The sequence below is a fragment of the Actinomycetospora chlora genome, from assembly GCF_039542135.1.
Taxonomy (GTDB): Bacteria; Actinomycetota; Actinomycetes; order Mycobacteriales; family Pseudonocardiaceae; genus Actinomycetospora; species Actinomycetospora chlora.
In genome coordinates this window covers 121218-145523 of sequence record NZ_BAABHO010000009.1, presented here as the reverse complement: position 1 = coordinate 145523, position 24306 = coordinate 121218, and the positions used below count along the sequence as shown (strand labels likewise).

The 24306-nt window shown below is 77.1% G+C and carries 22 protein-coding genes and 1 pseudogene; 14 read left to right on the top strand and 9 right to left on the bottom strand.

Annotation, left to right across the window (positions count from 1 at the left end; translation table 11 throughout):
- Positions 1-106 precede the first annotated feature (106 nt).
- Together ABD994_RS08185 and ABD994_RS08180 are read right to left on the bottom strand one after the other, a co-directional pair.
- A pseudogene (locus ABD994_RS08185) lies at positions 107-1076 on the bottom strand (IS5 family transposase); the annotation flags it as partial.
- Positions 1077-1156: 80 nt separating this feature from the next.
- Positions 1157-2428, bottom strand: coding sequence for a DUF4010 domain-containing protein (locus tag ABD994_RS08180; RefSeq protein WP_345412789.1), 1272 nt, complete (start codon positions 2426-2428; stop codon positions 1157-1159).
- 156 nt (positions 2429-2584) lie between these two features.
- On the opposite strand from ABD994_RS08180, the gene ABD994_RS08175 reads away from it, so the two are divergent.
- From ABD994_RS08175 to ABD994_RS08145, 7 genes are all read left to right on the top strand, one after another.
- The gene (locus tag ABD994_RS08175; RefSeq protein WP_345412787.1) at positions 2585-3019 is read left to right on the top strand and encodes a CBS domain-containing protein; all 435 of its coding nucleotides are present in this window, start codon (positions 2585-2587) and stop codon (positions 3017-3019) included.
- 24 nt (positions 3020-3043) lie between these two features.
- A complete protein-coding gene (locus ABD994_RS08170; RefSeq protein WP_345412785.1) occupies positions 3044-3838 on the top strand; it encodes a universal stress protein in 795 nt (264 codons plus the stop codon).
- A 124-nt stretch (positions 3839-3962) separates the two neighbouring features.
- Positions 3963-4445, top strand: coding sequence for a universal stress protein (locus ABD994_RS08165; protein ID WP_345412783.1), 483 nt, complete (start codon positions 3963-3965; stop codon positions 4443-4445).
- Between the two features lie 11 nt (positions 4446-4456).
- Positions 4457-4897: a hypothetical protein gene (locus ABD994_RS08160; RefSeq protein WP_345412781.1), complete on the top strand. Its 441-nt coding sequence runs from the start codon at positions 4457-4459 to the stop codon at positions 4895-4897.
- On the top strand, positions 4894-5823 hold the full coding sequence (locus ABD994_RS08155; protein WP_345412779.1) for a universal stress protein: 930 nt from the start codon (positions 4894-4896) through the stop codon (positions 5821-5823). Before ABD994_RS08160 ends, ABD994_RS08155 begins: the two co-directional genes overlap by 4 nt.
- Entirely contained in the window at positions 5816-6313 is a 498-nt protein-coding gene (locus ABD994_RS08150) for a universal stress protein (protein ID WP_345412777.1), read from the top strand. Before ABD994_RS08155 ends, ABD994_RS08150 begins: the two co-directional genes overlap by 8 nt.
- On the top strand, positions 6310-6780 hold the full coding sequence (locus tag ABD994_RS08145; RefSeq protein WP_345412775.1) for a universal stress protein: 471 nt from the start codon (positions 6310-6312) through the stop codon (positions 6778-6780). Before ABD994_RS08150 ends, ABD994_RS08145 begins: the two co-directional genes overlap by 4 nt.
- Here the strand turns inward: ABD994_RS08145 and ABD994_RS08140 are convergent.
- On the bottom strand, positions 6769-7206 hold the full coding sequence (locus ABD994_RS08140; RefSeq protein WP_345412773.1) for a pyridoxamine 5'-phosphate oxidase family protein: 438 nt from the start codon (positions 7204-7206) through the stop codon (positions 6769-6771). The genes ABD994_RS08145 and ABD994_RS08140 overlap by 12 nt on opposite strands.
- The gene (locus ABD994_RS08135) at positions 7203-9977 is read right to left on the bottom strand and encodes a cation-translocating P-type ATPase (protein WP_425550041.1); all 2775 of its coding nucleotides are present in this window, start codon (positions 9975-9977) and stop codon (positions 7203-7205) included. Before ABD994_RS08135 ends, ABD994_RS08140 begins: the two co-directional genes overlap by 4 nt.
- A 206-nt stretch (positions 9978-10183) precedes the next feature.
- Between ABD994_RS08135 and ABD994_RS08130 the strand changes: the two genes are divergently transcribed.
- On the top strand, positions 10184-10348 hold the full coding sequence (locus ABD994_RS08130) for a hypothetical protein (protein ID WP_345412771.1): 165 nt from the start codon (positions 10184-10186) through the stop codon (positions 10346-10348).
- A 25-nt stretch (positions 10349-10373) separates the two neighbouring features.
- Here the strand turns inward: ABD994_RS08130 and ABD994_RS08125 are convergent, their stop codons facing one another.
- Together ABD994_RS08125 and ABD994_RS08120 are read right to left on the bottom strand one after the other, a co-directional pair.
- The gene (locus ABD994_RS08125; protein ID WP_345412768.1) at positions 10374-11372 is read right to left on the bottom strand and encodes an Acg family FMN-binding oxidoreductase; all 999 of its coding nucleotides are present in this window, start codon (positions 11370-11372) and stop codon (positions 10374-10376) included.
- Positions 11369-11647, bottom strand: a complete 279-nt coding sequence (locus tag ABD994_RS08120) for a hypothetical protein (RefSeq protein WP_345412766.1) — start codon at positions 11645-11647, stop codon at positions 11369-11371. The genes ABD994_RS08125 and ABD994_RS08120 overlap by 4 nt, the downstream gene beginning before the upstream one ends.
- 248 nt (positions 11648-11895) lie before the next feature.
- Between ABD994_RS08120 and ABD994_RS08115 the strand changes: the two genes are divergently transcribed.
- Complete coding sequence (locus ABD994_RS08115; protein ID WP_345412764.1) at positions 11896-12501, top strand: potassium channel family protein; 606 nt, start codon at positions 11896-11898, stop codon at positions 12499-12501.
- A complete protein-coding gene (locus ABD994_RS08110) occupies positions 12498-14051 on the top strand; it encodes an MFS transporter (RefSeq protein WP_345412762.1) in 1554 nt (517 codons plus the stop codon). Before ABD994_RS08115 ends, ABD994_RS08110 begins: the two co-directional genes overlap by 4 nt.
- A gap of 16 nt (positions 14052-14067) precedes the next feature.
- Here ABD994_RS08110 and ABD994_RS08105 read toward each other — a convergent pair whose 3' ends face one another.
- On the bottom strand, positions 14068-15225 hold the full coding sequence (locus tag ABD994_RS08105; protein WP_345412760.1) for an acyltransferase family protein: 1158 nt from the start codon (positions 15223-15225) through the stop codon (positions 14068-14070).
- 220 nt (positions 15226-15445) lie between these two features.
- Between ABD994_RS08105 and ABD994_RS08100 the strand changes: the two genes are divergently transcribed.
- The 4 genes from ABD994_RS08100 to ABD994_RS08085 all read left to right on the top strand — a co-directional run bounded on the left by ABD994_RS08100 (position 15446) and on the right by ABD994_RS08085 (position 19810).
- Complete coding sequence (locus tag ABD994_RS08100; RefSeq protein ID WP_345412757.1) at positions 15446-15679, top strand: hypothetical protein; 234 nt, start codon at positions 15446-15448, stop codon at positions 15677-15679.
- Between the two features lie 19 nt (positions 15680-15698).
- Positions 15699-18167 carry a phosphoketolase family protein gene (locus ABD994_RS08095; RefSeq protein WP_345412755.1) on the top strand — a complete coding sequence of 823 codons (2469 nt, stop codon included), beginning with the start codon at positions 15699-15701 and terminating at the stop codon, positions 18165-18167.
- Complete coding sequence (locus ABD994_RS08090; RefSeq protein ID WP_345412753.1) at positions 18167-19294, top strand: acetate/propionate family kinase; 1128 nt, start codon at positions 18167-18169, stop codon at positions 19292-19294. The genes ABD994_RS08095 and ABD994_RS08090 overlap by 1 nt, the downstream gene beginning before the upstream one ends.
- A 78-nt stretch (positions 19295-19372) precedes the next feature.
- Positions 19373-19810 carry a pyridoxamine 5'-phosphate oxidase family protein gene (locus tag ABD994_RS08085; protein ID WP_345412751.1) on the top strand — a complete coding sequence of 146 codons (438 nt, stop codon included), beginning with the start codon at positions 19373-19375 and terminating at the stop codon, positions 19808-19810.
- A 22-nt stretch (positions 19811-19832) separates the two neighbouring features.
- On the opposite strand, the gene cydD is transcribed toward ABD994_RS08085, so the two are convergent.
- Positions 19833-23246, bottom strand: coding sequence for a thiol reductant ABC exporter subunit CydD (gene cydD / locus ABD994_RS08080; protein ID WP_345412748.1), 3414 nt, complete (start codon positions 23244-23246; stop codon positions 19833-19835).
- The gene (gene cydB, locus ABD994_RS08075; RefSeq protein WP_345412746.1) at positions 23243-24292 is read right to left on the bottom strand and encodes a cytochrome d ubiquinol oxidase subunit II; all 1050 of its coding nucleotides are present in this window, start codon (positions 24290-24292) and stop codon (positions 23243-23245) included. Before cydB ends, cydD begins: the two co-directional genes overlap by 4 nt.
- Positions 24293-24306: the final 14 nt, after the last annotated feature.

The following is a 24306-nucleotide window of genomic DNA, read 5'->3' as shown; positions in this document are numbered from 1 at the left end:
ATCCGCAACGGCCGACCCTGGTTCACCCCACCGGCCTGGACCGACCCCCACCGACGACCACGCCGAGGCGGACGACCCCTCGTCCCGACCTAGGGCGTGTCTCTTCAGTGGTGGTCTGGAGCCAGAGCAGGATGGCTCGTAGGACCAGCCCGCCGCGGAAGATCAGGGCGTGCTTGTCGTAGCGGGTGGCCAGCCCGCGCCAGCCTTTGAGCTGGTTGAAGCCGCGTTCGACCACGTTGCGGTTCTTGTAGTCGTCGGCGTCGAAGCCGACCGGGCGCCCGCCGCGGGAGCCGCGGCGGGCCCGGTTGCGCTTCTGGTCGTCGGGTTCGGGGATCACCGTGTGGACGTGGCGGCGACGCAGCAGCTCGCGGTGGGCGCGGCTGGAGTAGGCCTTGTCGGCGCGCAGCGCCAGCGGGGTGGTGCGGGCACGGCCGTGGCCGAGGCGCTCGATCGAGAGCTCGTCGAGGAGCCGGACCAGTTGCGGGGAGTCTCCGGCCTGGCCGGGGGTCACCGCGATCACCAGCGGTCGGCCGTGCCCGTCGACCAGGACGTGGGCTTTGGTGGTCAGCCCACCGCGGGACCGGCCGATGGCATGGTCACCGGGCTCGTCGGTGCGGCGCTGCGCCGCGGTCCAGGGCCCCAGCCGGCGCCACCGCCCGGCTCGCCCGCCCTGCCGTGATCGTTTCTTGTGATTCGATCTCGCCCCCTGTGTAGCTCGAGGGCCCCTCAGACGACCTCGCCGCGGTGGCGCCGTGCTGGTGGACCCGCGACGTCGAGGAGTCCACCGACACCCGCCAGTCGACCTGACCTGCGGCGTCGGCCTCGGCCTGCAGGATCGCCAGCACCTCGTCCCAGGTGCCGTCGGTGCTGAAGCGGTGGTGGCGCTTCCACACCGTCTGCCACGGCCCGAAGCGCTCGGGCAGGGCCCGCCAGGCGATCCCGCAGCGGTAGCGGAACACGATCCCCTCGATCACCTGCCGGTGATCACGGAACGGACGCCCTTTGCCGTACTGCGCCGGCAGCAACGGCTCGATCCGAGCCCACACCTCATCCGAGAGCACCGGTCCACGACCCACACCAGGATCGTGGACCGGCCCAGCTCACAGACTTGGGAGACACGCCCTGGTCCGGTGAAGGCCGGTCCCGTCGCCGACGATCACAGCACCACCGCGATCCCGGCGCCGACCGCGGCGGCCGGCGCGACGAGCAGGAGCGCGAGCTGTCCGGCGAACCGCCGCCCCCCGGCGGCGAGAGCCAGGACGAGCTTCGTCGCGGTGTTGGCGGCCAGCGCCAGGCCCACCGACCCGAGTGCCGCACCGATCGTGATCACGGTGCCGGCCAGGCTCGCCGCGGCGACCGAGGCCGCGTGGGCGTCGGCCAGGCCGCCGACGAGGGCGACCACGGCGACGCCGCGGCCACCCGCGAGCGCGGCGGCCACCCGCGTCGCGAGCAGGAGCACCACGAGGACCGCGGCCAGCGACAGCGTCGCGGTGAGCGACAGCGGGCGGGCGGGCGGCTCCTGCTCCCCGCCGTCCGGGCCCTCGGCCGTCCCCGCCGCCCGGCGCCACAGCCACGCGATCTCGACCGCCAGCACCGCGACGCCGGCGCCCGCCGGGGGCAGCAGGCGCAGCGCCACGGTCGGGGAGGCGATGCTCACGACGATCACCAGCTGCACGAGGGTCGCGACGTTCGCGGCGAGGACCGCGGGCATCACCGCGGGCCCGGGCACCGTCTCGCCGCGGCGCCGGCGGTGGGCCAGCACCAGCGTCGTCGCCGACGCCGAGACGAAGCCGCCGAGGAAGCCCACCAGCAACAGCCCGGTCCGCTCGCCGAGAGCCCGGACCCCGACGTACCCGACCCACCCGACGACGGTGAGGGCGACGACGAGCAGCCATATCCGCGAGGGGTTGAGCACCCCGTAGGGGCCGAGCGGCCGATCGGGCAGCAGGGGGAGCACGACGAGGCCGACGACGAACAGCCGCAGCGCGTCGACGACGTCCTGGTCGGTGACCAGGTTGCGGGCCAGGTGGTGGAGCGGGCGCTTGCCCGCGAGCACGACGACGACACCGACCGCGATCGCCGCGGCCCACGACGGGTGGGTCCACGCGAGTCCCCCGAGGAGGCACGTGCCGACGGCGGCGACCTCGGTGGTGGCGCCGAGGTCGGGCTCGGCGGCACGGAGCCCGGCCACGTAGCCCACGACCGCCAGGACGGTGACCGCCGCGACGGTGGCCACCAGCACGGCGGGATCCAGCGCGGCGGCCACGGCGCCGGCGACGGCCGTGACGGCGAAGGTGCGTGCGCCCGCGCTGGGCCGCGGGACCTCGCCGCGCGCGCTGTGCTCCCGCTCCAGCCCGATCATGAGCCCGATCGCGAGCGCGGTGGCGACGTGCGCGAGCGCCGTGACCGTGCCGAGCGTGCCGTCCACCGGCTCGACCGTGTCCAGCCCGCGGCGGCGCGGACAGGGTCGCGGGTCGCCGCGCTGGTGACGGAGGTCCCGTCGCGGCGGACCGACGTGCCCTGCCCCGGCGCGGGGAGGCGGGGGCAGCGTCGCGGACGAGAGCACCCCAGCGAGGAGACGCCGATGAGCCCGACCATCGCCCGGTCCGCCGGCGAGAACACCCCGGTCCGCCGGCTCGCGAGCCACACCCTGGCCACCGTGCCGCCCGACGCGACGCTGCAGCAGGTCGCCGAGGAGCTCGCCATGGACGAGATCGGCGTCGTCGTCGTGGAGCAGGGACGCGAGACGCTCGGCGTCGTCTCGGAGCGCGACCTCGTCGCGGTGATCGCCGCCGGCGGGCGCCTGGACGCCCAGGCCACCGACCTCATGACCGTCGACCTCGTCTCCGCCCCCGAGGACACGACCGTCCTCGAGGTCGCCCGCCTCATGGTCGACGCGGGTGTCCGCCACGTGCTCGTGACGTCCCCCGCCCCGGAGGACGACCGCGACGACGGTCCGGTCGTGGGGATCGTGTCGATGCGCGACGTGGTCGGTTTCCTGCTCGACGACGCCGTCTGAGGGCCGGTGCGGATGCCGGCGGTCGTGCGTCGTGACGAGGGGGCGCGCCCGGTCGGCGTGGTGCGCGCCTTCGCCCCCTGCGGCCCGGGGCGGCACGCGGTGGTCAGCTGGGCGCAGCGGCAGGCCCACCGGACCGGCGCCCGGACGGAGATCCTCGTCGACCCCGACCGGCCGGCGGGCGGCCGCTCTCCGGTGGACCTCCTCGTCCGGGGGTTCGACCTGCTGACGGGGTGGTCCTCGCTCGTCGACCGGCTCGGCCGCGCCGCCGCGGGCGCGCGGCTGCTGGTGGTGCCGCAGGAGCTGGACGGTCTCGAGCGCCTCGTGGACACGGCCTACGAGGCGGTGGCGGTCGTGCCGCCGGACCCACCGCGCCACCGCGGCCCGGTCGTGCTCGCCCTCGCGTCGCGCACGGGCGACGAGGCGGTCGACGCGGCGTTCGAGGCCGCCGCCTGCCGGCACGCGCCGCTGCTGGCCCTGCGGTACCGCGATCCCGAGCGCGCGGCGGTGGTGACGTCGGAGGACGCCGCCGAGGCGACCAGCGAGGAGCGCCGTACCTGGTCCGAACGCCTCGCCGCCTGGCGGTTCGCCTACACGACCGTGCCGGTGGACGTCGAGGTCACCGACGGGGATCCCGCCCTGGAGCTGGTCGACGTCTCCGGGCACGCCCGCCTCCTCGTGGTGGGCCGGTCGGCGCGGGGCCGGTTGCTGGGGTCGCTGACGCCGTCCCCGGTGGCGGCCGTGGCCCGCCACGCGCGCTGCCCGGTGCTCGTGGTCCCGCCGGGAGGGCCGCCGCGACGCTCGTGGTGGCCCCGGACCTGACCCGGTCGGGACCTTCGGCCCCGCCACGACGGGACGCGAGGCGGACCGTCCGGCTCTGATCCGGCCGCCCCGGGGGCGGGACGGTGGTGGTGCGGCACGGGGCCGCGACGACGAGGGAGGGTCCATGACCGGGAACGGAGACCAGGCCGGCGTGATCGTCTGCGGCATCGACGGATCGGCGGGCTCGCGGTCGGCGCTGCGGGAGGCGATCCGCACCGCGGCGCGCCGGGGCGGCCGGGTCCGGGCCGTCGCCGTGTACGAGCCGCCGGAGGTGTGGGCGGCCTGGGGCTACGGGGCCGCCTCGGGAATCCCGGGGCCCGACCCGGACCTCCTGCGCGAGGACGAGCTCGGGGCCGCCCGCACGATGGTCGACGAGGTCCTCGAGGAGACCGAGTGGGACGCGGCGCTGCCCGAGGTCACCGTGGAGGTGGTCGCCGGGCGCCCGGCCGAGGTGCTCGTCGACCTGGCGCAGGGTGCCGACGAGCTCGTCGTCGGACACCGGGGGCGGGGGGCCTTCGGCAGCGTGATGCTGGGCTCGGTCGGCCTGGGGTGCGTGCTGCACGCGACCTGCCCCGTGACGGTCGTCCCCGAGCCGGTCGCGGCCTGAGGAGCGCGGCGGTGCCCACGACGGCCCAGGGCGGCGTGACCACGGTCGACCTCGACGTGCCGGTGGGCACCGTCGACCGTCCGGCCACCGTGATCGCCGAGTCGACGCCCGTGCCCGAGGCGTGGGCGCGACTGCACCAGGACGAGGACGGCTGCGGCGTCGTCGTGCGGGACGACCTGCCGATCGCCGTGGTCACCGCCGGCGCCCTCGCCGAGCGCTGGCCCGGGGGAGGCCCGCTCGCCGTGCACCGCACCCGCGTCCACGACGTCCTCGACCAGCCCTGCGGGGTCGAGGTGCTGGGACCGGACGACGCGCTGGGCCACGCCGGACGGCGCCTGCTCGCCACCGGCCTGCCCGCCCTGCCCGTCCGGGAGGGACACGACGGCGCGCTGCGGGTGGTGACCGCCCGGCGGCTGCTGGCCGCCCTGCTCGCCGCCGGACCCCGGCCGTGACCGGGCGCGGCGTCGTCGTCGGTCTCGACGGGTCCCCGGCGGCCGCCGCCGCCCTGCCCGTCGCGCTGGCGGAGGGGCTGCGGCGCGGCGAGCCCGTGACCGCCGTCCTCGCGTTCCCCGCGCCCGGGTCGTGGGCCGATGGGGAGGACGTCGACGACCTCCCCGAACCCGACCGGATGGCCGCCGCCGTGCGCGAGCAGGCGCAGCGGTTCGCCGACGAGGCCCGGACGCCGCTGGCGCCCGAGCTGCGCGACGTGCCGCTCGAGGTCCGCGTCGAGGCCGGGTCGCCGGCGACCGTGCTCACCGCGGCCGCGGCCGGTGCCTCCCTGCTCGTGGTGGGCCACCGCGGCCGCGGCCCGCTGGGCAGCGCCGTGCTCGGGTCGACCGGGTTGCGGGTGCTCGCGCTCGCGTCGTGCCCGGTGCTCGTGGTGCGGCCCCGCGCGCCGGGTCCGGACGGGCCCGTCGTGGTCGGCATCGACCGCTCGGAGGGGTCGGCGGCCGCGCTGCGCCACGCCCTGGACGACGCCGTCCGCCGCGGCACCCGCGTGGTCGCCGTGACCGGGGTGGCGCCCCCGCCGACGACCGTCGGCTTCCGCCCGCTGCCGGGGCCGACCCTCGCCGCGGTCCGCGAGGGCCTGCGGCCGCGGGTCGAGGGGTTCGTCGCCGAGGTCGTCAAGGAGCACGCGCGGTCGCGACCCGTCCCGCACGTCGACGTCGTCGTCCGCGCGGAGGACCCGACCATGGCCCTGCTCGACGTGGCCGAGCAGCTGGTCGCGGCCGTCCTGGTCGTCGGGCGCACCGGCCACGGCGCGCTCGCGCGCTGGCTGCTCGGCTCGGTCGCCCACGGCGCGGTGCTCCGGGCCCCCTGCCCGGTCGTGGTCGTGCCACCCGACACCCACCCGTCCCCGGGAGACGTCGATGAGTGAGGGCACCGACCCGCGCCCACTGGTCGTCGTGGGCGTCGACGGGTCGCGGGACGCCGACGCCGCGCTGCACCACGCGGTGGCGGAGGCGCGGCGCCGGCACGGCCGTGTCCTGGCGGTGGCGGCGTGCGACGTCCCGCCGTGGTCCGCGGTCGACGTCGAGTCGCTGCCGACGGACCCCGAGGCCGTGCGCCACGGCGCCGAGGTCCGCGCCCGCCGCCACGTCGAGGAGCTCCTCGCCACCGCCGGCGACGTGCCCGTGACCGTCGTCGGGCGCCTCGGGCGCCCGACCCGCGTGCTCGTCGACGAGGCCCGCGACGCGGCCCTGCTCGTGGTCGGCCACCGTGGCCGCGGCGCGTTCCGGTCGGCCGCCCTCGGGTCGGTGGGTCTGGGCTGCCTGCTGCACGCCCGGTGCCCGGTCACGGTGGTCCGGCCCCCCGCACGCGCCGACGCCGGAGGGACGACGCCGGCGCGGGCGGAGGTCGCGCGGTGAGCGACGCCTCCGCCGTCGTCGTCGGGCTCGACGGCTCCGACGGGGCCCGGGCCGCCCTGCACCACGCGCTCGGGGAGGCCGCCCGGCGCCGGGCCGGCGTGCGCGCGGTCGTGTCCTACCTCCCCACCGACTACTGGACCGACCTGCTGTCCGCCGACCTGCCCCGCCGCGCGCCCGACGCCGGCGCCGGCGCCACCGCGCGCGCCCGGGCGGTCGTCGCCGAGGTGGTCGCCGAGCGCGGGGCCGCGGGCGAGCCCCTCCCGGAGCGGCCGATCGAGGTGCTGGGCGTGGCCGGACCACCGGCGGACGTCCTCGTCGACGCCGCGGAGGGCGAGGCGCTGCTCGTGGTGGGGCACCGCGGCCGCGGGGCCCGCCACGGGCGGCTCACCGGGCCGGTCGCCATCGGCTGCGTGCTGCGCGCCCGCTGCCCCGTGACCGTCGTGCCGGCGCGGACCTCATCGCCGTGACCCGTCCCGGGGCCGCCGCGTCACCACCCGACGCAGCCGCCGGCCGGTGATCCGGCGGACGTCGATCACGAGGCGCAGCGCACGCCCGGTCTCGCTGGGCAGGTCGGGCCACCGGTCGGCTCGCGCGAGCGTGGTCGCCGGCGCCCGGTGCAGCGTCCCGACCGCGACCACCGACCACCCGGTGCGGTGGACGAGGTCGATCTCGTCGACCTCGAAGGCGACGGTCTGACCGATCGCGGACCGGACGTCGGCGAGCAGCCCGACGCCGACCACGATCGACGTGTCCTGGAGGGCGAAGGCGAAGGGCTGCACGGTCGGTCCGTGGCCGTCGGTGAAGGCGAGGCGCCCGATCTCGGCGGTCATCAGCAGCGCCCGGCTCTCGGCCTCGCCCAGGGGGTCGAGCATCCCCTCCTCGATCGCGGTCACCGTGTTCTCCTCTCGGAAATGGGCCGGACGTGACGGCGGCGGCGCCACCGGTCGAGCTCGTCGACGCCCCAGACCAGCGGGGCGCAGCACAGCAGCAGGGCGACCGTCGCGGCGTCGAGCGGCGCGGTGCCGACGAGGTGCTGCGCGACGGGCAGGTACACGACGGCGGCGGTGACGAGCACCTCGAAGCCGATGCCCCACCACAGCAGCGGGTTCGTCCCGAGGCCCACCGAGCGCAGCGACGCGTGCTCCGTGCGGGCGGCGAACGCGGTCCCGATCTGGCACGCCACGATGCCGACGAACGTGGCGGTGGTGGCCTCGACGTAGGCCGGGTGCAGCGCGCTGCCGGGCCCGGTGGGCGCGCCGGGGGTCCACCCCGCGCGGAGCAGGACGACCAGGAACGCCCCGGTGGTGAGGGCCGCCGAGGTCAGCCCGAGCAGGCCCCAGGCACGCCAGAGCATGCGCGGGCGGATGACCCCTTCCGAGCGGGGCCGCGGCGGCCGCGACATCACCCCCGGCTCGGCGGGCTCGCGGCCGAGGGCCAGCGCCGGGAGCGTCTCGGTGCCGAGGTCGATGGCGAGGATCTGCAGCACGGTCAGCCCGAGCGGCACCGCGCCCCCGGACAGGGCGAACACCAGGAACGGCACGACCTCCGGGACGGCGTGCGCGAAGATGTAGAGCACGAACTTGCGCACGTCGTCGTACACCCGCCGGCCCTCGGCCACGGCGCGTTCGATCGTGGCGAAGTCGTCGTCGGTGAGCACCATCGTCGCCGCCTCGCGGGCGACGTCGGTGCCCGAGGCGCCCATGGCCACGCCGATGTCGGCGCGCCGCAGCGCCGGGGCGTCGTTGACGCCGTCCCCGGTCACGGCCACCACCTCGCCGAGGTGGCCGAGCGCCTCGACGATGCGCAGCTTCTGCTCGGGCGCGACGCGGGCGAACACGATCTCGTCGCCGGCCGCGAGGAGCGCGTCGAGCGCGCCCTCGCGCAGGCCGGCCAGCTCGGCGCCGCCGACCACCCGCAGCCCGTGGGCACCGATCCCGACCGCGCGCGCGACGGCCTCGGCGGTGACCGGGTGGTCGCCCGTGACCACGTGGACCGCGATCCCGGCGGCGTGGCAGCGCGCGACGGCGGGCCGGACCGAAGGGCGCGGCGGGTCGACGAGCCCGACCAGGGCCTCGAGCACCAGCCCGCTCTCGACCGCGGCGCGGTCCGCGCCGACGTCCCCCGGCCCGGCCGGGCGGCCGGCGAGGGCGAGCACGCGCAGCCCGTCGGCGGCGAGGTCGGCGGTGGCCGTCAGGACCTCGGCGCGGCCGGCGGCGTCGAGCTCGGTGACGCCGCCGTCGCGGCGGAGCGCCGTGCAGCGCTCGAGGACCGCCTCGACCGCGCCCTTGGTGTGGACCGCGAGGCCGTCGGGGGTGTCGTCGACGGTGGACATCCGGGTGAGGACGGGATCGAACGGGTGGACGGCCCGCCGGTCCCGCAGGCGGGTGGCGGCGCGGGTGTCCAGACCGGCCGCCGCGGCGAACACCAGCAGCGCGAGCTCGGTGGGGTCCCCCGACCCGGTCCCGCGGGCCGGGTTGGGCAGGTCGGCGTCGCTGCAGCGCTGGGCGACGCGGGCCGCCTGCGGCGCGGCGGACGCGTCGCGATCGGGGTCGCCCCGCCCCCGGGCCGGGGTCCAGAGGGCGTGCGGACGCATGCGGTTGCGCGTGAGGGTGCCGGTCTTGTCGGTGCAGATGACCGTCGTCGACCCGAGCGTCTCGACGGCCGAGAGGCGGCGGATCACGGCGCCGTGCCGGGCCAGCGAGCGCACCCCGGCCGCGAGCGCCAGCGTGATCGTCGGGAGCAGCCCCTCCGGCACGTTGGCCACCAGCAGGCCGATCGCGAACACCAGCGCGGCGGTGAACGACAGCCCGGCCAGCAGGCCGATCGGCAGGAACGCGGCCCCCGTGCCGAGGGCGACCGCGGCGATGAGCCAGGCCACGCGGCGCACCTGGACCTCGAGCGGGCTCTCGCGGTGCCCGACGTGCCCGGTCAGGGCCGCGATGCGCCCGATCTCGGTGTGCACGCCGGTGCCGGTCACCACGGCGCGGGCCGAGCCGACGGTGCAGGTCGTGCCGCGGAACACGAGGTCCGGCGCCTCGAGCACCGGGCCGGGTGGGTGCGCCCCGGCGCGGCGGGCGACCGGCACGGACTCCCCGGTCAGCGCGCTCATGTCGATCTCGACGGCGCCGGACACCAGCCGCCCGTCGGCGGGCACGGCCGCACCCTCGCCGAGCAGGACGACGTCGCCGGTCACGACCTCGACGGCCGGGATCTCACGCGCGACGCCGCCGCGCAGCACGCGTGTGCGCGCCGGCAGGTAGGCCTCCAGCGCCGCCACCGCGTGCTCGGCGTGCTGCTCCTGCCAGAACGCGAGGCCGGCGTTGAGCAGCACCACGACGACGATGGCCGCGGCGAGCACCGGGGTCCCGGCCAGCAGCGCGAGGCCGGACGCCGCCCAGAGCAGCAGCGCGAGGGGGTGGACCACCTGGCGGGCCAGGGCGCGCGGCCACGACGCCCGGGAGCGCGCGGGCAGGGCGTTCGGGCCCTGCACCTGGAGGCGCCGCGCCGCGTCCCGCTCGTCCAGGCCTTCCGGCCCGGAGCGCAGCTCGTGCCAGAGCCGGTCGAGGGGGGCGTCGAGGTCCGGTCCCGGCACGGCCCCGGGGGCGGCCGGCGGGTGGTGCGGACCGGCGACGCCGGTCGTCGCTCCCTCGGCGGTGCTGGGCACGGGTCGACCCTCGCCGCGCCCGGGGCGTGCCCTCCAGGGCCGACGGTCGTGTCGCGACGGGACCGGGAGACCCCCGCCCGACGCACGTCACCGTCCGCTCCGGGGACGGGTGCCCGCTTCGGGACCTTCGGCCCTTCCTCGCCGAGGGCGTCGCGTGGTCACTGCACGGGACGCCCCGAACGCTCTCGGTGTCGGAGGAGGGGACCGTGGACGAGGACGTGAGGCTGCCCGAGGGAGGCGTGCCGCCGCGACCGCGGCAGCACGGCGACGCGGAGCGGGTGCCGGTCCCGCCGCCGGCGGACCGGGCCCGCTACCGGCCGCTGCGGGGCCTGGAGGAGCTGCTGGACGACGTCCTGGGTCGGGCCGGCTGACGCCGGTGCGGCGGCCGGGTCGCGATCAGGTCTCGGTCAGCACCTGGTCCAGGGGACGCCGCGGCGTCGCCGGGAGCGGCTCACCGAAGGGGTCCGGCCAACCGAGGCGCAGGACGCACACCGGCGGTCGGTGGGCGCCGACGACGAGGTGGCGCACTCGCTCACGGGTCTCGGGCACCTCGAGCACCTGGGTGATCGGCGTGGTGCCCAGGCCCCGGGCGGTGGCCTCGAGCAGGACGGCGCTGAGGGCCTCGCCGGCGCGCAGCACCGACACCGGTCCCTCGTCCACCGCCGTGAGGACCGCCAGGACCGACGCGTCCTCGTGGTCGCCGCCGCCGCGGGGCTGGCGCAGCGACCCCCGCGGGAACCAGCGCAGCACCAGGTCGCGGTAGGAGGGCGGCGGGCCGTCGAGGCGGGCGCTCGCCGGGATGCCGTCGCGGGCGCCCGCGTAGCGATGGGTCCACTGCTCGAGCTCCGCGGCGTAGCCGACGTGCTCGCGCTGCCGGCCGGCGGCCTCGCGCATGGCCTCCGCGATGAGGGCGCGGTGCGTGCCGTACGCCAGGTGCAGGACGCCGCCGTAGGGCCGGGCGGCGTCGTCGAGGGACTCCAGGACGTCCACGGGCACCTCGCGGCCGGTGAAGCGACGGCGGTCGGTGCGCCGCGCGGGGATGGCCGCGGCGTGCCGGGCGGACGTCGCGTCGACGTCCCCGTCGATCGGCCGGATGCGTACCCGGGCGAGCGGGCGCCCGTCGGTCTCGGGCTGGTGGCGGACGGCGCTGGCCCATCCCTCGCTCGCGAGCGTGACCCGCAGGTGGTGCAGGGCGCACCCGCAGGCCAGCAGCGCCCCGTGGCCGAGCTCGTCGGTGAAGTGCAGCCGCCGGGAGCGGTCGACGTGGAGGTCGACGTGGTCGTCGCCGAGCACCCACCGCCAGGGCTGCGTGTTGTGCTCCGACGGGGCCCGCAGCGCGCGGGCGACCGCCTCGCGCAGGACCGCGCGCTCGGTGCCGAGCGAGGGGGCGTTCACCGCGCACCGGCCGCCGGGGGCCGGCGGGAGTCGCGCAGGGCGACACGCAGGGCCGCGTCGACGCAGGCGTCGGCGCGCTCGCCGGTCTCGACCGCGCTCAGCACCCACGTCAGCGTGCTGCGCACGTCCCGGTTCGGCTCGCGGCGCAGCGAGGTCCGGGCCTGGTCGAGCGCGGCCAGCCGGGTCACCCGCGGCGCGTCGCGGCGGCTGAGCACCACGACGTGGGCCACGAGGTCGCAGGCCTCGGTGGGTCGACGCTCGGGCACGGTGTCCATGACGGCTCCTCTCCGGCTTCCAGCCCACCCGGGACGACCGCCCCGGTCGAGGTCCGCTCGGCCCGGCGTCCGGGGTCCTGCGTCCCTGCCCGCGCGCGACCAGCGGGCGCAGCGTCCGGCGGGGCCGTCCGGACGGGAGGAGACGTCGTGACGCGGGGCGTGGTCGGGGTCGGGGTCGGGGTCGGGGTCGTGGTCGGGGTCGGGGTGGCGCCGGTGGACGGCACGCCGCCGTGCGCGGGCGGCCGACGGTGACGGTCGCCACTGCGCCGTCGCGAGGGCGGGTCCTGGTGGTGGTCACCCGCGCGACGCTCACGGTGGTCGGTCTCGTCGCGCTCTACTACACGCTGCCCCTGGCCCCGAGGTCGGCCGCCGACACCGCGCTGCTCCTGGTCGGCGGACTCAGCGCGCTCGCGGTGCTCACCGCGTGGCAGGTCCGGCTCATCGCCACCCGCGCCCGCCACCCCGGGCTGCGTGCGCTCGAGACCCTCGCGCTGACCATCCCGACGTTCCTGTTGCTGTTCGCCGCCGGCTACCACCTGGTCTCGCAGGCGGACCCTGCGGAGTTCTCCGAACCCCTCTCCCGCACCGACGCGCTCTACTTCACCGTCACGGTCTTCGCCACCGTCGGTTTCGGCGACATCGTCCCGGTGGCCGAGGGCGTCCGGATCGCCGTGTCGGTGCAGATGCTCGCCGACCTCGTCCTCCTGGGGGTCGTCCTGCGCGCGGTGCTCGACGCGGTCACGCGCGCGCGGCACCTCCGGCCCGGCCCGGAGCCGGCGGGACCAATGGCCCGGGACACGGGCCCTTCGGCCGCCCCGGCCGCGCCGGACGCGGCCCACACTCGGATCCCATGACCGGCGCCACGGCACGCACGGGCACCGACGAGCCCGGCGTCCGGCCCGGGATCGGGGTGCTCCTCGCCGCGTGCATCTCCACGCTGGTGGTCAACGCGAACACCTCGGCGGTCAGCATCCTCATCCCGTCGATCAGCACCGACCTCGACGCCCCGCTCGACCTGCTGCAGTGGGCGGTGACGGGCTACCTGCTGGTCGGGGCGGCCACCATCGTCACGACCGGCGCCCTCGGGGACGTCTTCGGCCGGCGCCGCGTCTTCGTCGCGGGGCTGCTGCTCTTCGTCGCCACCTCGGTGCTCATCGCCCTGTCCCCGAGCGGCGCGGTCGTGGTCGCGGGACGGGTCGTCGCCGGCGCCGCCGGGGCGACCGTCCTGGCCTGCGGGCTCTCGCTGCTCTCGGTCGCGTCCTCGGGTCAGGGGCAGATGTGGGGGGTGTCCCTGTGGGGCGGCGCGTCGGCCGTCGGCGCGGCCGCGGGCCCGGTGATCGGGGGCGTCCTCAACGAGGTCTCCGGGTGGCAGGGCCTGTTCTGGCTCAACGCCGTGGTGGCGGCCGCCTGCGTCCCGCTGACGTGGGCCACCGTGGCGGAGTCCGCCGACCCCGAGCGTTCGCGGCGCATCGACTGGGCCGGGACGGTGCTGGTCGCCGCGGTGCTCGTCCCGTTCGTCTTCGCGATGACCGAGGGCTCCACCTGGGGGTGGCTCTCCCTACCGACCCTGGCGTGCCTCCTCGTCTCGGTCCTCGCCGCGGTCGGCTTCGTCCTCGTGGAGCGGCGGGTCAGCGCCCCGCTGATCGACCTCGCCCTGCTGCGCAACGTGCTGCTGGTCGGCTCGACGCTCGCGATCCTCATCGGGGCCGGGGCGATCGCGGCGATCAGCTTCCTCATCAGCCTCTACTTCCAGAACCCGCTGACCTTCGGCATGAGCAGCCTGCAGGCCGGGCTGGCGACGCTGCCGGTGGCCGCGGCCGTGGTGGTCGCCGCGCCGCTGGTCAGCCCGCTCGCGCACACGTTCTCCGCGCGCCTCGTCGTCATGGCCGGCTTCGTGCTGCTCACCGTCTCGTTCGGCGTGCTCGCCGCCGTCCGGCCCGGCTGGGGCTACGGCGCGTTCCTCCTCCCGCTGCTCGGGGTCGCCGTGGGGCTGGCGCTGTCCAACGGCCCGGCCTCCTCGGTGTCCACTGCCTGCGTGCCCGCCGAACAGGTGGGCTCGGCGTCCGGGATCTCCAACATGGCCCGCTACGTGGGCGGCGCCGTGCTGACCGCCGTCGTCGCCGGCATCGTCACCCGCGTCGCGTCGGCGAAGCTGGACGCGGGCGCCGCAGGCGCGGAGGCCCTCGCGGCGGGGTTCGGCCGGGCCTGCCTCGTCCTGGCCGTCTTCTCGGCGTCGGGGATCCTGCTGGGCTGGCTGGTCGCCCGCCGCGCCCGCCGGCCCGGCGTCGCCGACCTCGCCGCCGCCGCCGCGTCGACGGTGCACACCCTGCCGCCCGTCGGCAGCGCCGCCCCGGACGGCGGGTCGCCGGGCGGGACGGGGCGCCACCGCCGCACCGGGGCGTGACCCGGCGGTCGTGTGCTCAGCGCGCCGTGGCGGTCGCGGCGTGCCCTCCGGCCGGGATCGGTAGACGAGCGCCCAGCCAGAAGCACAGCGCGATCCCGAGGGCGGCGACCAGCGGAGCCTTGACCTCGGCCGGGGAGTCGAGCGGGCGCACGGCGCTCGCGAGCGCCATCAGGACGGGACCCTGGATCACGAACGCGGCGAACGCACCCCGGATCCACGCGGGCGGTCGGGCGGCGCGACCGCCCCACCGGCGTTCGGCCAGGCCCACCAGCACCACCGACCCGCAGACGACCAGAACGCTCTCGATCACCGCCGTGGCGAGCGCCTGCCAGTGCCAGCCGCCGAGGTAGGGGGTCAGGTCGCGGCTCGCGTCGTGCACCCCGGCGGCGAGGGCCAGCGCCGGCAGCAGCACGAGGGTCAGGAGCGCGAGCGCGCCGCAGCGGCGCCACGGCCCGTCCGGCACGTGCCGCGGCCAACCGGAGCGGGCCGCCGCGATCCCGAGGACGAACAGCCCGAGGCACGGCGGCCACTGCCAGAGATGCAGGTCGGCGACCTGCCCGCTGCGGGCCGGGAACACGAGACGGACGACGAACGACGCCGCCGCGATGACGACCACAGCCGCCGCGAGGTGCGGCCCGGCCGGCCGAGCGGGCCGCGGGCGCCGGGCCGGCGTCCACCGGCGGACCAGAACGAAGCCCACCGAGTACACGAGCAGCACCAGCGCGAACCACAACGCGCCGGAGTCGAGCAGGGGATGGCGGTGCGCCAGCACCCACCCGAAGGACACCCGCCGACCGGCCGCGGTGTACGCCAGCCACACCGAGGCGGGCCACACCAGGACCGCCGAGACCAGCCACGGCAGGCCGAGACGCACGACGCGGCCGCGGACGTAGGGCGCCGTCCCGTGCCGCTCGACCGCCTGCTCGACGAGGAGGCCCGCCACGAAGAAGAGCACCCCGAGGACGAACAGCCCGGACGGCCCGAGCACCGCGACGAGCACGAGCTCGACGTGCGGGTCGAAGGTGACCTCGGCGACCTCGTGGTACGCCCAGCCGCCGACCGCCGAGTACCCGAGCAGCGCGTGGCCCCCGATGACCCAGGCGACCAGCAGCGCCCTGAGCACGTCGAGGTGCGGCAACCGGTCCCCGTGTCCGCCCGTCTCGTCCCTCGCCACGCCGTCAACCTCGGCCCTCGCCCCGACCGGCGGCAGGGGAGAAGGTCCCCACGAGGCCGACCGTGGGGTACCGGTCGGCGCCGAGCAAGGACCTTCGGCGCCGATCTCGGTCCGGTCGCTCCTGCCGGCCGGGTCGATGGTCGCGCGGGAATGGGTCGTCGGCAGTCGCCGGCGACCGAGGAGTCGGGCCGCCCGCGCGCGGCCACCAGGAGGAGACCCGATGACCGTCACCGACCCCGTCCGCTCCCGCGTCACCGTCGCTTCGCCACCGGCCGGCCCGGCAGCGCCGCACAGCGCGCACTGGCGGGACGCTCTCGTGGACCTCCTGGTGCTCGCCGAGCACGGTGACCTCGACGCGGCGGCGAGCCTGCGGGGGTGGTTGTCGGTCGACCCGACCGCCGCCTCGGCGACCGAGGCGATCCGGCGGGTCGTCGACGCCGTCCGTGCCGCCTGACCCGCGGGCCGGGTGCACGGTGGCGACGATCGACGGCGACGACCTCGACCTGCTCGACGCGTGGTGGCGCGCGGCGAACTACCTGGCGGTCGGCCAGATCTACCTCCGCGACAACCCCCTGCTGCGCGAGCCGCTGGCCGCGGAGCACATCAAGCCCCGCCTGCTCGGGCACTGGGGCACGACGCCGGGCCAGACGTTCCTGTGGGCGCACGTGAACCGCGTCGCCCGCCGGGGCGAGTTCACCCCGCTGTTCGTCTCGGGACCCGGACACGGCGGTCCGGCGGTGGTCGCCGCGACCTGGCTCGAGGGCACCTACTCCGAGCGCTACGCCCACGTGACGCCCGACGAGGAGGGGATGCGCACGCTGTTCCGGCAGTTCTCCTCCCCCGGCGGCATCCCCAGCCACGTCGCGCCGGAGACCCCCGGCTCGATCCACGAGGGCGGCGAGCTGGGCTACTCGCTGGCCCACGCCTACGGCGCCGTCTTCGACAACCCCGATCTGCTGGTCGCCTGCGTGGTCGGGGACGGCGAGGCCGAGACCGGACCGCTGGCGACCGCATGGCACGCGAACAAGTTCTGCCACCCCGTCCACGACGGGACGGTGCTGCCGGTCCTGCACCTCAACGGCTACAAGATCGCCAACCCGACCGTGCTCGCCCGGATCCCCCTCGACGAGCTCCGCGCCCTGATGCGGGGGTACGGGCACGAGCCCTACGTCGTCGACGCGGGTCTCGACGAGGAGCACGCGGCCGTGCACCGGCGCATGGCCGACACCATGGACGAGATCGTCGCCGAGATCGCGCGGCTCCGCCGTGAGGCGTCCGACGCGGAGGCCGCGGGGCGGCCGATCGAGCGACCGCGGTGGCCGATGCTCGTCCTGCGCACCCCGAAGGGCTGGACCGGCCCGCGCGAGGTCGACGGCGTCCCGGTGGCGGGCACGTACCGGGCGCACCAGGTGCCGCTGGCCGGGACCCGGGAGGACCCGGAGCACCGCGCGGAGCTCGAGCGCTGGATGCGCTCCTACCGCCCCGAGGAGCTCTTCGACGACGCGGGCCGGCCGCGGCCCGAGCTGGCCGCGCTGCACCCCGGGGGCGGCCGGCGGATGAGCGCGACCCCGCACGCCAACGGCGGCGAGCTGCTGCGGGACCTGCGGCTGCCCGACTTCCGCGACCACGCCGTGGCGGTCGACCGCCCCGGCGGGCCGGTGGCCGAGTCCACCCGCGTGCTGGGCGGCTGGGTGCGCGAGGTCATGCGTCGCAACCCGGGGAACTTCCGCCTCTTCGGGCCCGACGAGATCGCCTCGAACCGGCTGCAGGACGTCTTCGCCGTCACCGACCGGCAGTTCGAGGGCGACATCCTCGACGGCGACGACCACCTCGCCCCGACCGGGCGTGCGGTGGAGGTGCTCTCCGAGCACCTGTGCCAGGGCTGGCTCGAGGGCTACCTGCTGACCGGGCGGCACGGCCTGTTCACCTGCTACGAGGCGTTCATCCACATCGTCGACTCGATGCTCAACCAGCACGCCAAGTGGCTGAAGGTGACCCGGGCGATCCCGTGGCGGCGCCCGGTCGCGTCGCTGAACTACCTGCTCACCTCCCACGTCTGGCGCCAGGACCACAACGGCTTCTCCCACCAGGACCCCGGGTTCATCGACCACGTGGTGAACAAGAAGGCCGAGCTGGTGCGGGTCTACCTCCCGCCGGACGCCAACACGCTGCTCTCGACCGCGGACCACTGCCTGCGCTCCCGCGACTACGTCAACGTGATCGTGGCCGGCAAGCAGCCCGAGCCCCAGTGGCTCGACATGGAGTCCGCGGTGGCGCACTGCACGCGCGGGCTCGGCGTGTGGGACTGGGCGAGCACCGACCGGGACGGCGAGCCCGACGTCGTGCTCGCGTGCGCCGGCGACGTCCCGACGCTGGAGACGCTGGCCGCGGCCGACCTGCTGCGCCGCCACCTGCCGGACCTGAGGGTGCGGGTGGTCAACGTCGTCGACCTCATGCGGCTCGAGGACCCCACGGAGCACCCGCACGGCCTGCCCCACCGCGAGTTCGACGCCCTGTTCACCCCGGACAAGCCCGTGATCTTCGCCTACCACGGCTATCCGTGGCTGATCCACCGGCTGACCTACCGGCGCACCGGGCACGCCAACCTCCACGTGCGCGGCTACAAGGAGGAGGGCACGACCACGACGCCGTTCGACATGGTCATGCTCAACGACCTCGACCGCTTCCACCTGGTCATGGACGTCATCGACCGGGTGCCGGGACTGGGGGTGCGGCACGCCGCGCTGCGCCAGCGGATGGCCGACGAGCGCCTGGCCTGCCGGGAGTACACCCGCCGCCACGGGGAGGACCGGCCGGACGTGCGCGACTGGTCGTGGTCGGGCACCGGTGGGGAGACCGGGGCGAGCGACACCGCGCCCGACCTCCCCGCCGAGGTGCGCACCGGCCCGGACCAGCACGACCCGCTGGCCGACGTCCGCTGATGCGCGTCCTGGTCCTCAACGCGGGCTCGAGCAGCGTCAAGCTGCGGGTGGTGGAGCCCGACGACACCGTCGTGCACCGGGCCGACCTCGACGCCCCGCGCGGGCGCCCCGCCGAGGGCGAGCTCGAGGACGCGGCGCTGCGGCTGGCCCGCGCGGCCGGCGGGGTGGACGCGGTCGGGCACCGGGTGGTCCACGGGGGACCCGACTTCACGGCCCCGGTCCGGATCGTCCCGGACGTGCTGGACCGGATCGACGCGCTGACCGTGCTCGCGCCGCTGCACCAGCCGCCGGCCGTCGCCGGCATCCGAGCCCTGGCCGGGGCCCTGCCGGACGTGCCGTCGGTGGCCTGCTTCGGCACCGCCTTCCACACGACGATGCCGCCGGCCGCGAGCACCTACGCGGTGCCGGCGCGGTGGCGCTCGGAGCTCGGCCTGCGCCGCTACGGCTTCCACGGCCTCGCCCACGCGTGGGCGTCGGCGCGCGCCGCGGAGATCGTCGGGCGGCCCGTGGCGGAGCTGCGGATCGTGGTCGCCCACCTCGGGTCGGGCGCCTCGGCGTGCGCCGTGGACGGCGGCCGCTCGGTGGACACCACGATGGGCTTCACGCCCACCGCCGGGCTGGTCATGGCGACGCGGAGCGGCGACCTCGACCCGTCCGCGGTGACGTGGCTGAGTGTCCACGCGGACGTGCCCCCGGCCGAGGTCGACCACGCCCTGGACCACGAGTCGGGGATGGCGGCCCTCGCGGGGGAGGCCGACATGCGCCGGGTCCTCGCCGCGGCCGGGGCGGGCGACCCGGCCGCGGGGCTCGCCGTGGAGGTGTGGGTGCACCGCGCCCGCGCGCAGCTGGCGGCGATGGCGGCCGCCCTGGGCGGTGTCCACGTGCTCGCGTTCAGCGGGGGCGTGGGGGAGAACGCGCCGGTGCTGCGCCGGCGCCTCGTCGACGGGCTGCCCTTCCTCGGCCTCGCCCTCGACGCGGACCTCGACGCCGCCGCGGTCGACGGCGTGGAGGGTGACGTGTCCACCGATGCGGCGGAGGCCCGGACGGTCGTGGTCCACGCCCGCGAGGACCTCGTCATCGCCCGCCAGGTCCGCGGCGTGGCGGCAGGACCGCGCGCCCCCGGGTGACGGCCCGGGACCGAACGTCCCGCACGTCCGGGCTGCTCGGGCGTGGTCGGCCGGCGGGCACGGGTCGACGCTCGGGGGATGACGAGCCACGACATCGACGAGCTGGCGCCGCCGGAGTGCCTGCGGCTGCTCGACACCGCGCCGGTCGGCCGGATGGTGTTCCTCGAGGGCGCCCTGCCCGTGGCGCACCCCGTGAACTTCCTGCGCCACGGCAGCTCGGTCATCGTGCGCACGGGGCCGGGCGCCAAGCTCGACGCGGCCCGCCGGCGGGATCTCGTCGCCTTCGAGGCCGACCACATCGACCCGGACACCCACACGGGCTGGAGCGTGCTGCTCGTCGGGCGCGCCGAGGTGGTCAACGACGTCGACCAGCTCCTGGCGGTCCTCGACCTCGCCCACCGACCGTGGGTCCGCGGGCGGGGCGCCCACGTCCTGCGGATCACCGCCCAGCGGATCACCGGACGGCGCCTCGTGCGCGACGGCGGGCTCGACGGCACCGCCCACACCGATCCCTGACCCCGAGGCGTCGGCGGACGGGTCAGGGTCCGACGGGAACGACGCGGGCGCCGCGGGTCCCGACCCCGGCCGGAGCGCTGACGGTGACCACCGGCAGTGCGGGGAACTCGGCCGGGCGGTGGGACACGATGATCGTCGTGCGGTCGCGGCTGAGCTCCTCGATCTCGGCGGCCAGCGCCGTCGCGGTCGGTGCGTCGAGGTGCGCGGTGGGCTCGTCGAGGGCGAGCACCGGCCGGTCGGCCAGGAGCACCCGGGCCACCGCGAGCCGCTGGCGCTCCCCGCCCGACACCGGGCCGCCGTGCTCGCCCAGCGGCGTGTCCAGCCCCGCGGGCAGCGCCGCGAACCACGCGCCGAGCCGCGCGTGCTGCAGGGCCGCCACCAGCGCGTCGTCGGTCGCGTCGGGACGGGCGAGGCGCAGGTTCTCGCGCAGCGTGCTGTCGAACAGGTGCGCGGCCGGGCCGCACCACGCGATCCGCGCGCGGACGTCGTCGGCGGCCATGGTCGCGGTGTCGCGGCCGTCGAGGGTGACGGCGCCCCGGGCCGCCGGCAGCGTCCGCAGGACCGCCGCGAGCACCGTGCTCTTGCCCGCGCCCGACGGGCCGGCGAGCACGATCCGCCGGCCCCTCGGCACGGCGAACGACACCCCGCTGACGGCCTCCCGCGCCGCGTCCGGCCAGCGCACGGCGAGCGACACCGCCGCGAGGTCCGGATCGGCGGGCACGGCGGCGGGCACCGCCGGGTCGAGCACCGTGGCGGGCGCGTCCTCGAGCTCGGCCAGGCGGCGGGCCGCCGGGACGGCCTCGGCCAGGCGCACCGCGGCGTCGGGGAGACCGGCCACGAGCTCGGCGACCGCCAGCGGGGTGAGGGCGAGCACCGCGAGGACGGTGGGCGCCAGGCGGCCCTCGGCCAGGGCGAGCACACCGACCACCGTGGCACCCAGCGTGGCCAGCCCGATCCCGAGGACCCCGACGCCGGCGCCCAGCCCGGCCCCGCGGGCCTGCGCGATCGTGCGCACGGCGAGCTCGCCGTCGTGGCGGCTCAACCGGCGGCGCCGCCGGGCGGCGGCGCCGATCACGAGCAGGTCGGCGGCGCCGTCGAGGATCTCCAGGGTGCCGGCGGCCACGGCCGCGCGGGCCGCGGCGGTGGTCCTTGCGAGCCGGCGGCCGGCAAGCACCGCGAGCACCGGGGCGAGCACGCCCGCCACCAGCAGCCCGGCGGCGAGGGCGAGGCCGGCCTCGGGCAGCAGCCAGGCGAGGAGACCGACCGACCCGGCGGCCACGAGCAGCGCCGACCCCGCCGGGACCAGCCCGCGGACCAGGACGTCCTGCTGGGCGTCGACGTCGCCGGTCAGCCGGGCCAACAGGTCGCCGCGGCGGCCGCCGGCGGCGGGGCCGCGGCGCACGAGGGCCTGCCACAGGCGCACGCGCAGGTCGGCGCCGAGGCGCAGGGCGACGTCGTGGGACGCGAGCCGCTCCAGGTAGCGCAGGACACCCTTGGCCAGCCCGAAGGCGCGCACGGCGACGATCGCGACCATGAGGGTCAGCAGCGGCGGCTGCAGGGCGGCGGCGGAGATCAGCCACGCCGACGTGGCCGTCAGCGCCACCGCGCTGCCGAGGGCGCCGGCGCCCAGCAGCACCGCGACGGCGAGCCGCGGCCACCGGCCGCGACCGGCGTCCCGCAGGCGCCGCAGGGGGCCTTGCCGGCCGGCCCCCGCGGGGACCGCGACCCCCACGGCGACCGGCTCCGGCGCGGGAGCGGCGGGCGAGGTCGGGGCCCCCGCGCCGGAGCCCGCGGGCAGGACGGCCTCCACCACCGCGGGCTCTGCGGGTACGTCGACGATGCGATCGCAGGCGGCCAGCACCTCGGGACGGTGGCTCACGACGATCGCGCTCCGCCCGCGCAGCGCCCCGGGCAGGGCGATGAGCATCGCCGACCCGGTCTCGGCGTCGACGCCCTCGGTCGGCTCGTCGAGCAGCAGGAGCGGGCGGTCGAGCACGAGGGCGCGCGCCAGGGCCACGCGCCGCTGCTGCCCGGTCGAGAGCCCCGCGCCGCGCTCGCCGACCACCGTGTCCAGGGGGACGTCGACGCTCGCGGCGGCGGCCGCGTCCCGCACGAGGTCGTCCTGGGCCCCGGGGCGGCCGAGCCGGATGTTCTCGGCGACCGTGCCCGCCACCAGCACCGGACGCTGCGGCACCCACGCGATCCGGGCCCGCCAGGCGTCGAGGTCGAGGTCGTCGAGGCCGACACCGCCGACGGTCACCCGGCCCCGGTCGGGTCGGCGCAGCCCCGTGACGAGGTCGAGCACGGTGGACTTCCCCGCGCCGCTCGGTCCCCGCAGCCCGACGGTGCCGGCGGCACCCACGGTGAGGTCGAGGCCGTCGAGCACCGGGCCGCCCCGGCCGTCCACCCCGACGTGCTCGAGCCGAACCGGGACGCGGGAGGGGTCCGGCGCCGGGCGTCGCGCCCCCGCCCCGGACGCGGCCGGGGTCCCCAGCACGGTGAACACGTCGTCGGCCGCGGCCAGGCCCTCGGTGCTGTCGTGGAACCGCGCCCCGACCGCGCGCAGCGGCAGGTAGATCTCGGGCGCCAGTATGATCACGAGGAGACCCGTGGCGAGGTCGAGCCGGCCCTCGGCGAGCCGCAGCCCGACCGACACGGCGACGAGGGCGACCGACAGCGTCGCCAGCACCTCGAGCACCAGGGCGGACAGGAACGCGACGCGCAGCGTGCGCATGGTGGCCCGCCGGTACTCGTCGGCGACGGCGCGGAGCCGCCCGGACTGGGCGCCGGCCCGCCCGAAGGCGACGAGGACGTCGAGGCCGGCCACGAGGTCGAGGAAGTGGTGGCCCAGGACCGCGAGGGCCCGCCAGCGGCGGGCGGTGTCGTCGCGGGTGCGCAGGCCGACGAGCACCATGAACAGGGGGATGAGCGGCACCGTGACCGCGACGATCACCGCGGCGATCCAGTCGGCGGTCAGCAGCCGCACCCCGACGAGGACGGGCACGGTCGTGGCCAGCAGCAGGGTGGGCAGGTAGCGGCGCAGGTAGCCGTCGAGGGCGTCGACGCCGCGGGTGGCCAGCGTGCCGAGCTCGCCGGTCGAGGGCAGCCGGGGGTCGCGCGGCCCGAGGCGCAGGACGTGGTCGACGAGGTCGGCCCGCAGCGTCCCGATCACCCGGGCGGAGGCCCGCACCGCCGCGGCCTCCGTGGCCCACACCAGCAGCGCCCGCCCGGCGACGACGACGGCGATGCCCACGAGCAGCCCCGTGAGGGCGGCGAGTGGCGTGCGGTCCAGGAACGCCCGGGCCACGACCCGCGAGAGCAGGTCGGCCTGGGCCACCACCAGGCCGGCCGTGGCCACGCCCGCCGCCGCGGTGAGCACCACGAAGGTGCGCGCGGGACGGACCTGGCGCAGCAGGCGGGGGTCCAGGGGCTTCACCGCCGCGCCTCGGTCCGGCGCTCGCGCGGGGGCAGGCCGCCGGCCGGGGGGATGTCGTCGCGGGTGAGGCGGCGGCGGAAGACCCAGTAGGTCCAGGCCTGGTACGCGAGCACCACCGGGGTCACGGCGACCGCCACCCACGTCATGATCTCGAGGGTGTAGGGCGTCGACGCGGCGTTCGTCGTGGTCAGCGTTCCGGCCGGGTCGGTGGACGAGGGCAGCACGGCGGGGTACAGCGAGCCGAACAGCGTCACCGTCGTCGCCACGATCGTCACGGCGGTCAGCGTGAACGCCCAGCCCTCGCGGGCGCGGCCGACGAGCAGCACGGCCCCCACGAGGGCCAGCGCCGCGGCGATCGCGCTGATCGCGGTCCAACCCTTGCCGTGGACGAGCTGGGTCCAGAGCAGGAACGCGGCCCCGACCGGGACGGCACCCAACCCGAGGCGCAGCGCGAGGCGGTGGGCCCGCAGCCGCAGCTCGCCGTCGGTCTTGAGCGACACGAACACCGCGCCGTGCAGCAGGAAGACCAGCAGCGTGGTCAGCCCGCCGAGCAGGGCGTAGGGGTTGAGCAGGGTGAACAGGGTGCCGGTGTACTCGTGCTGGGCGTCGAGGGGCACGCCGGCGACGATGTTGGCGAAGGCGACGCCCCACAGCAGGGCGGGCACGGCCGAGGTCGCGATGATCACGGCGTCCCACCGCCGCCGCCAGGCCGCGTCGTCGACCTTGCCGCGGTACTCGAACGCCACACCCCGGCCGATGAGCGCCACCAGCATGATCAGCAGGGCCAGGTAGAAGCCGGAGAACAGGCTCGCGTACCACTCGGGGAACGCGGCGAACGTCGCGCCGCCGGCGACGAGCAGCCACACCTCGTTGCCGTCCCAGACGGGGCCGATGGTGTTGACGACACGGCGGCGGTCGACCTCGTCGCGGCCCAGGACGCCGAGCAGCGCGCCGACCCCGAAGTCGAAGCCCTCGAGCACGAAGTAGCCGGTCCACAGCACGGCGATGAGCAGGAACCAGATGTCTGTCAGGGGAAGGCCGAACACGACGTCCTCTTCTG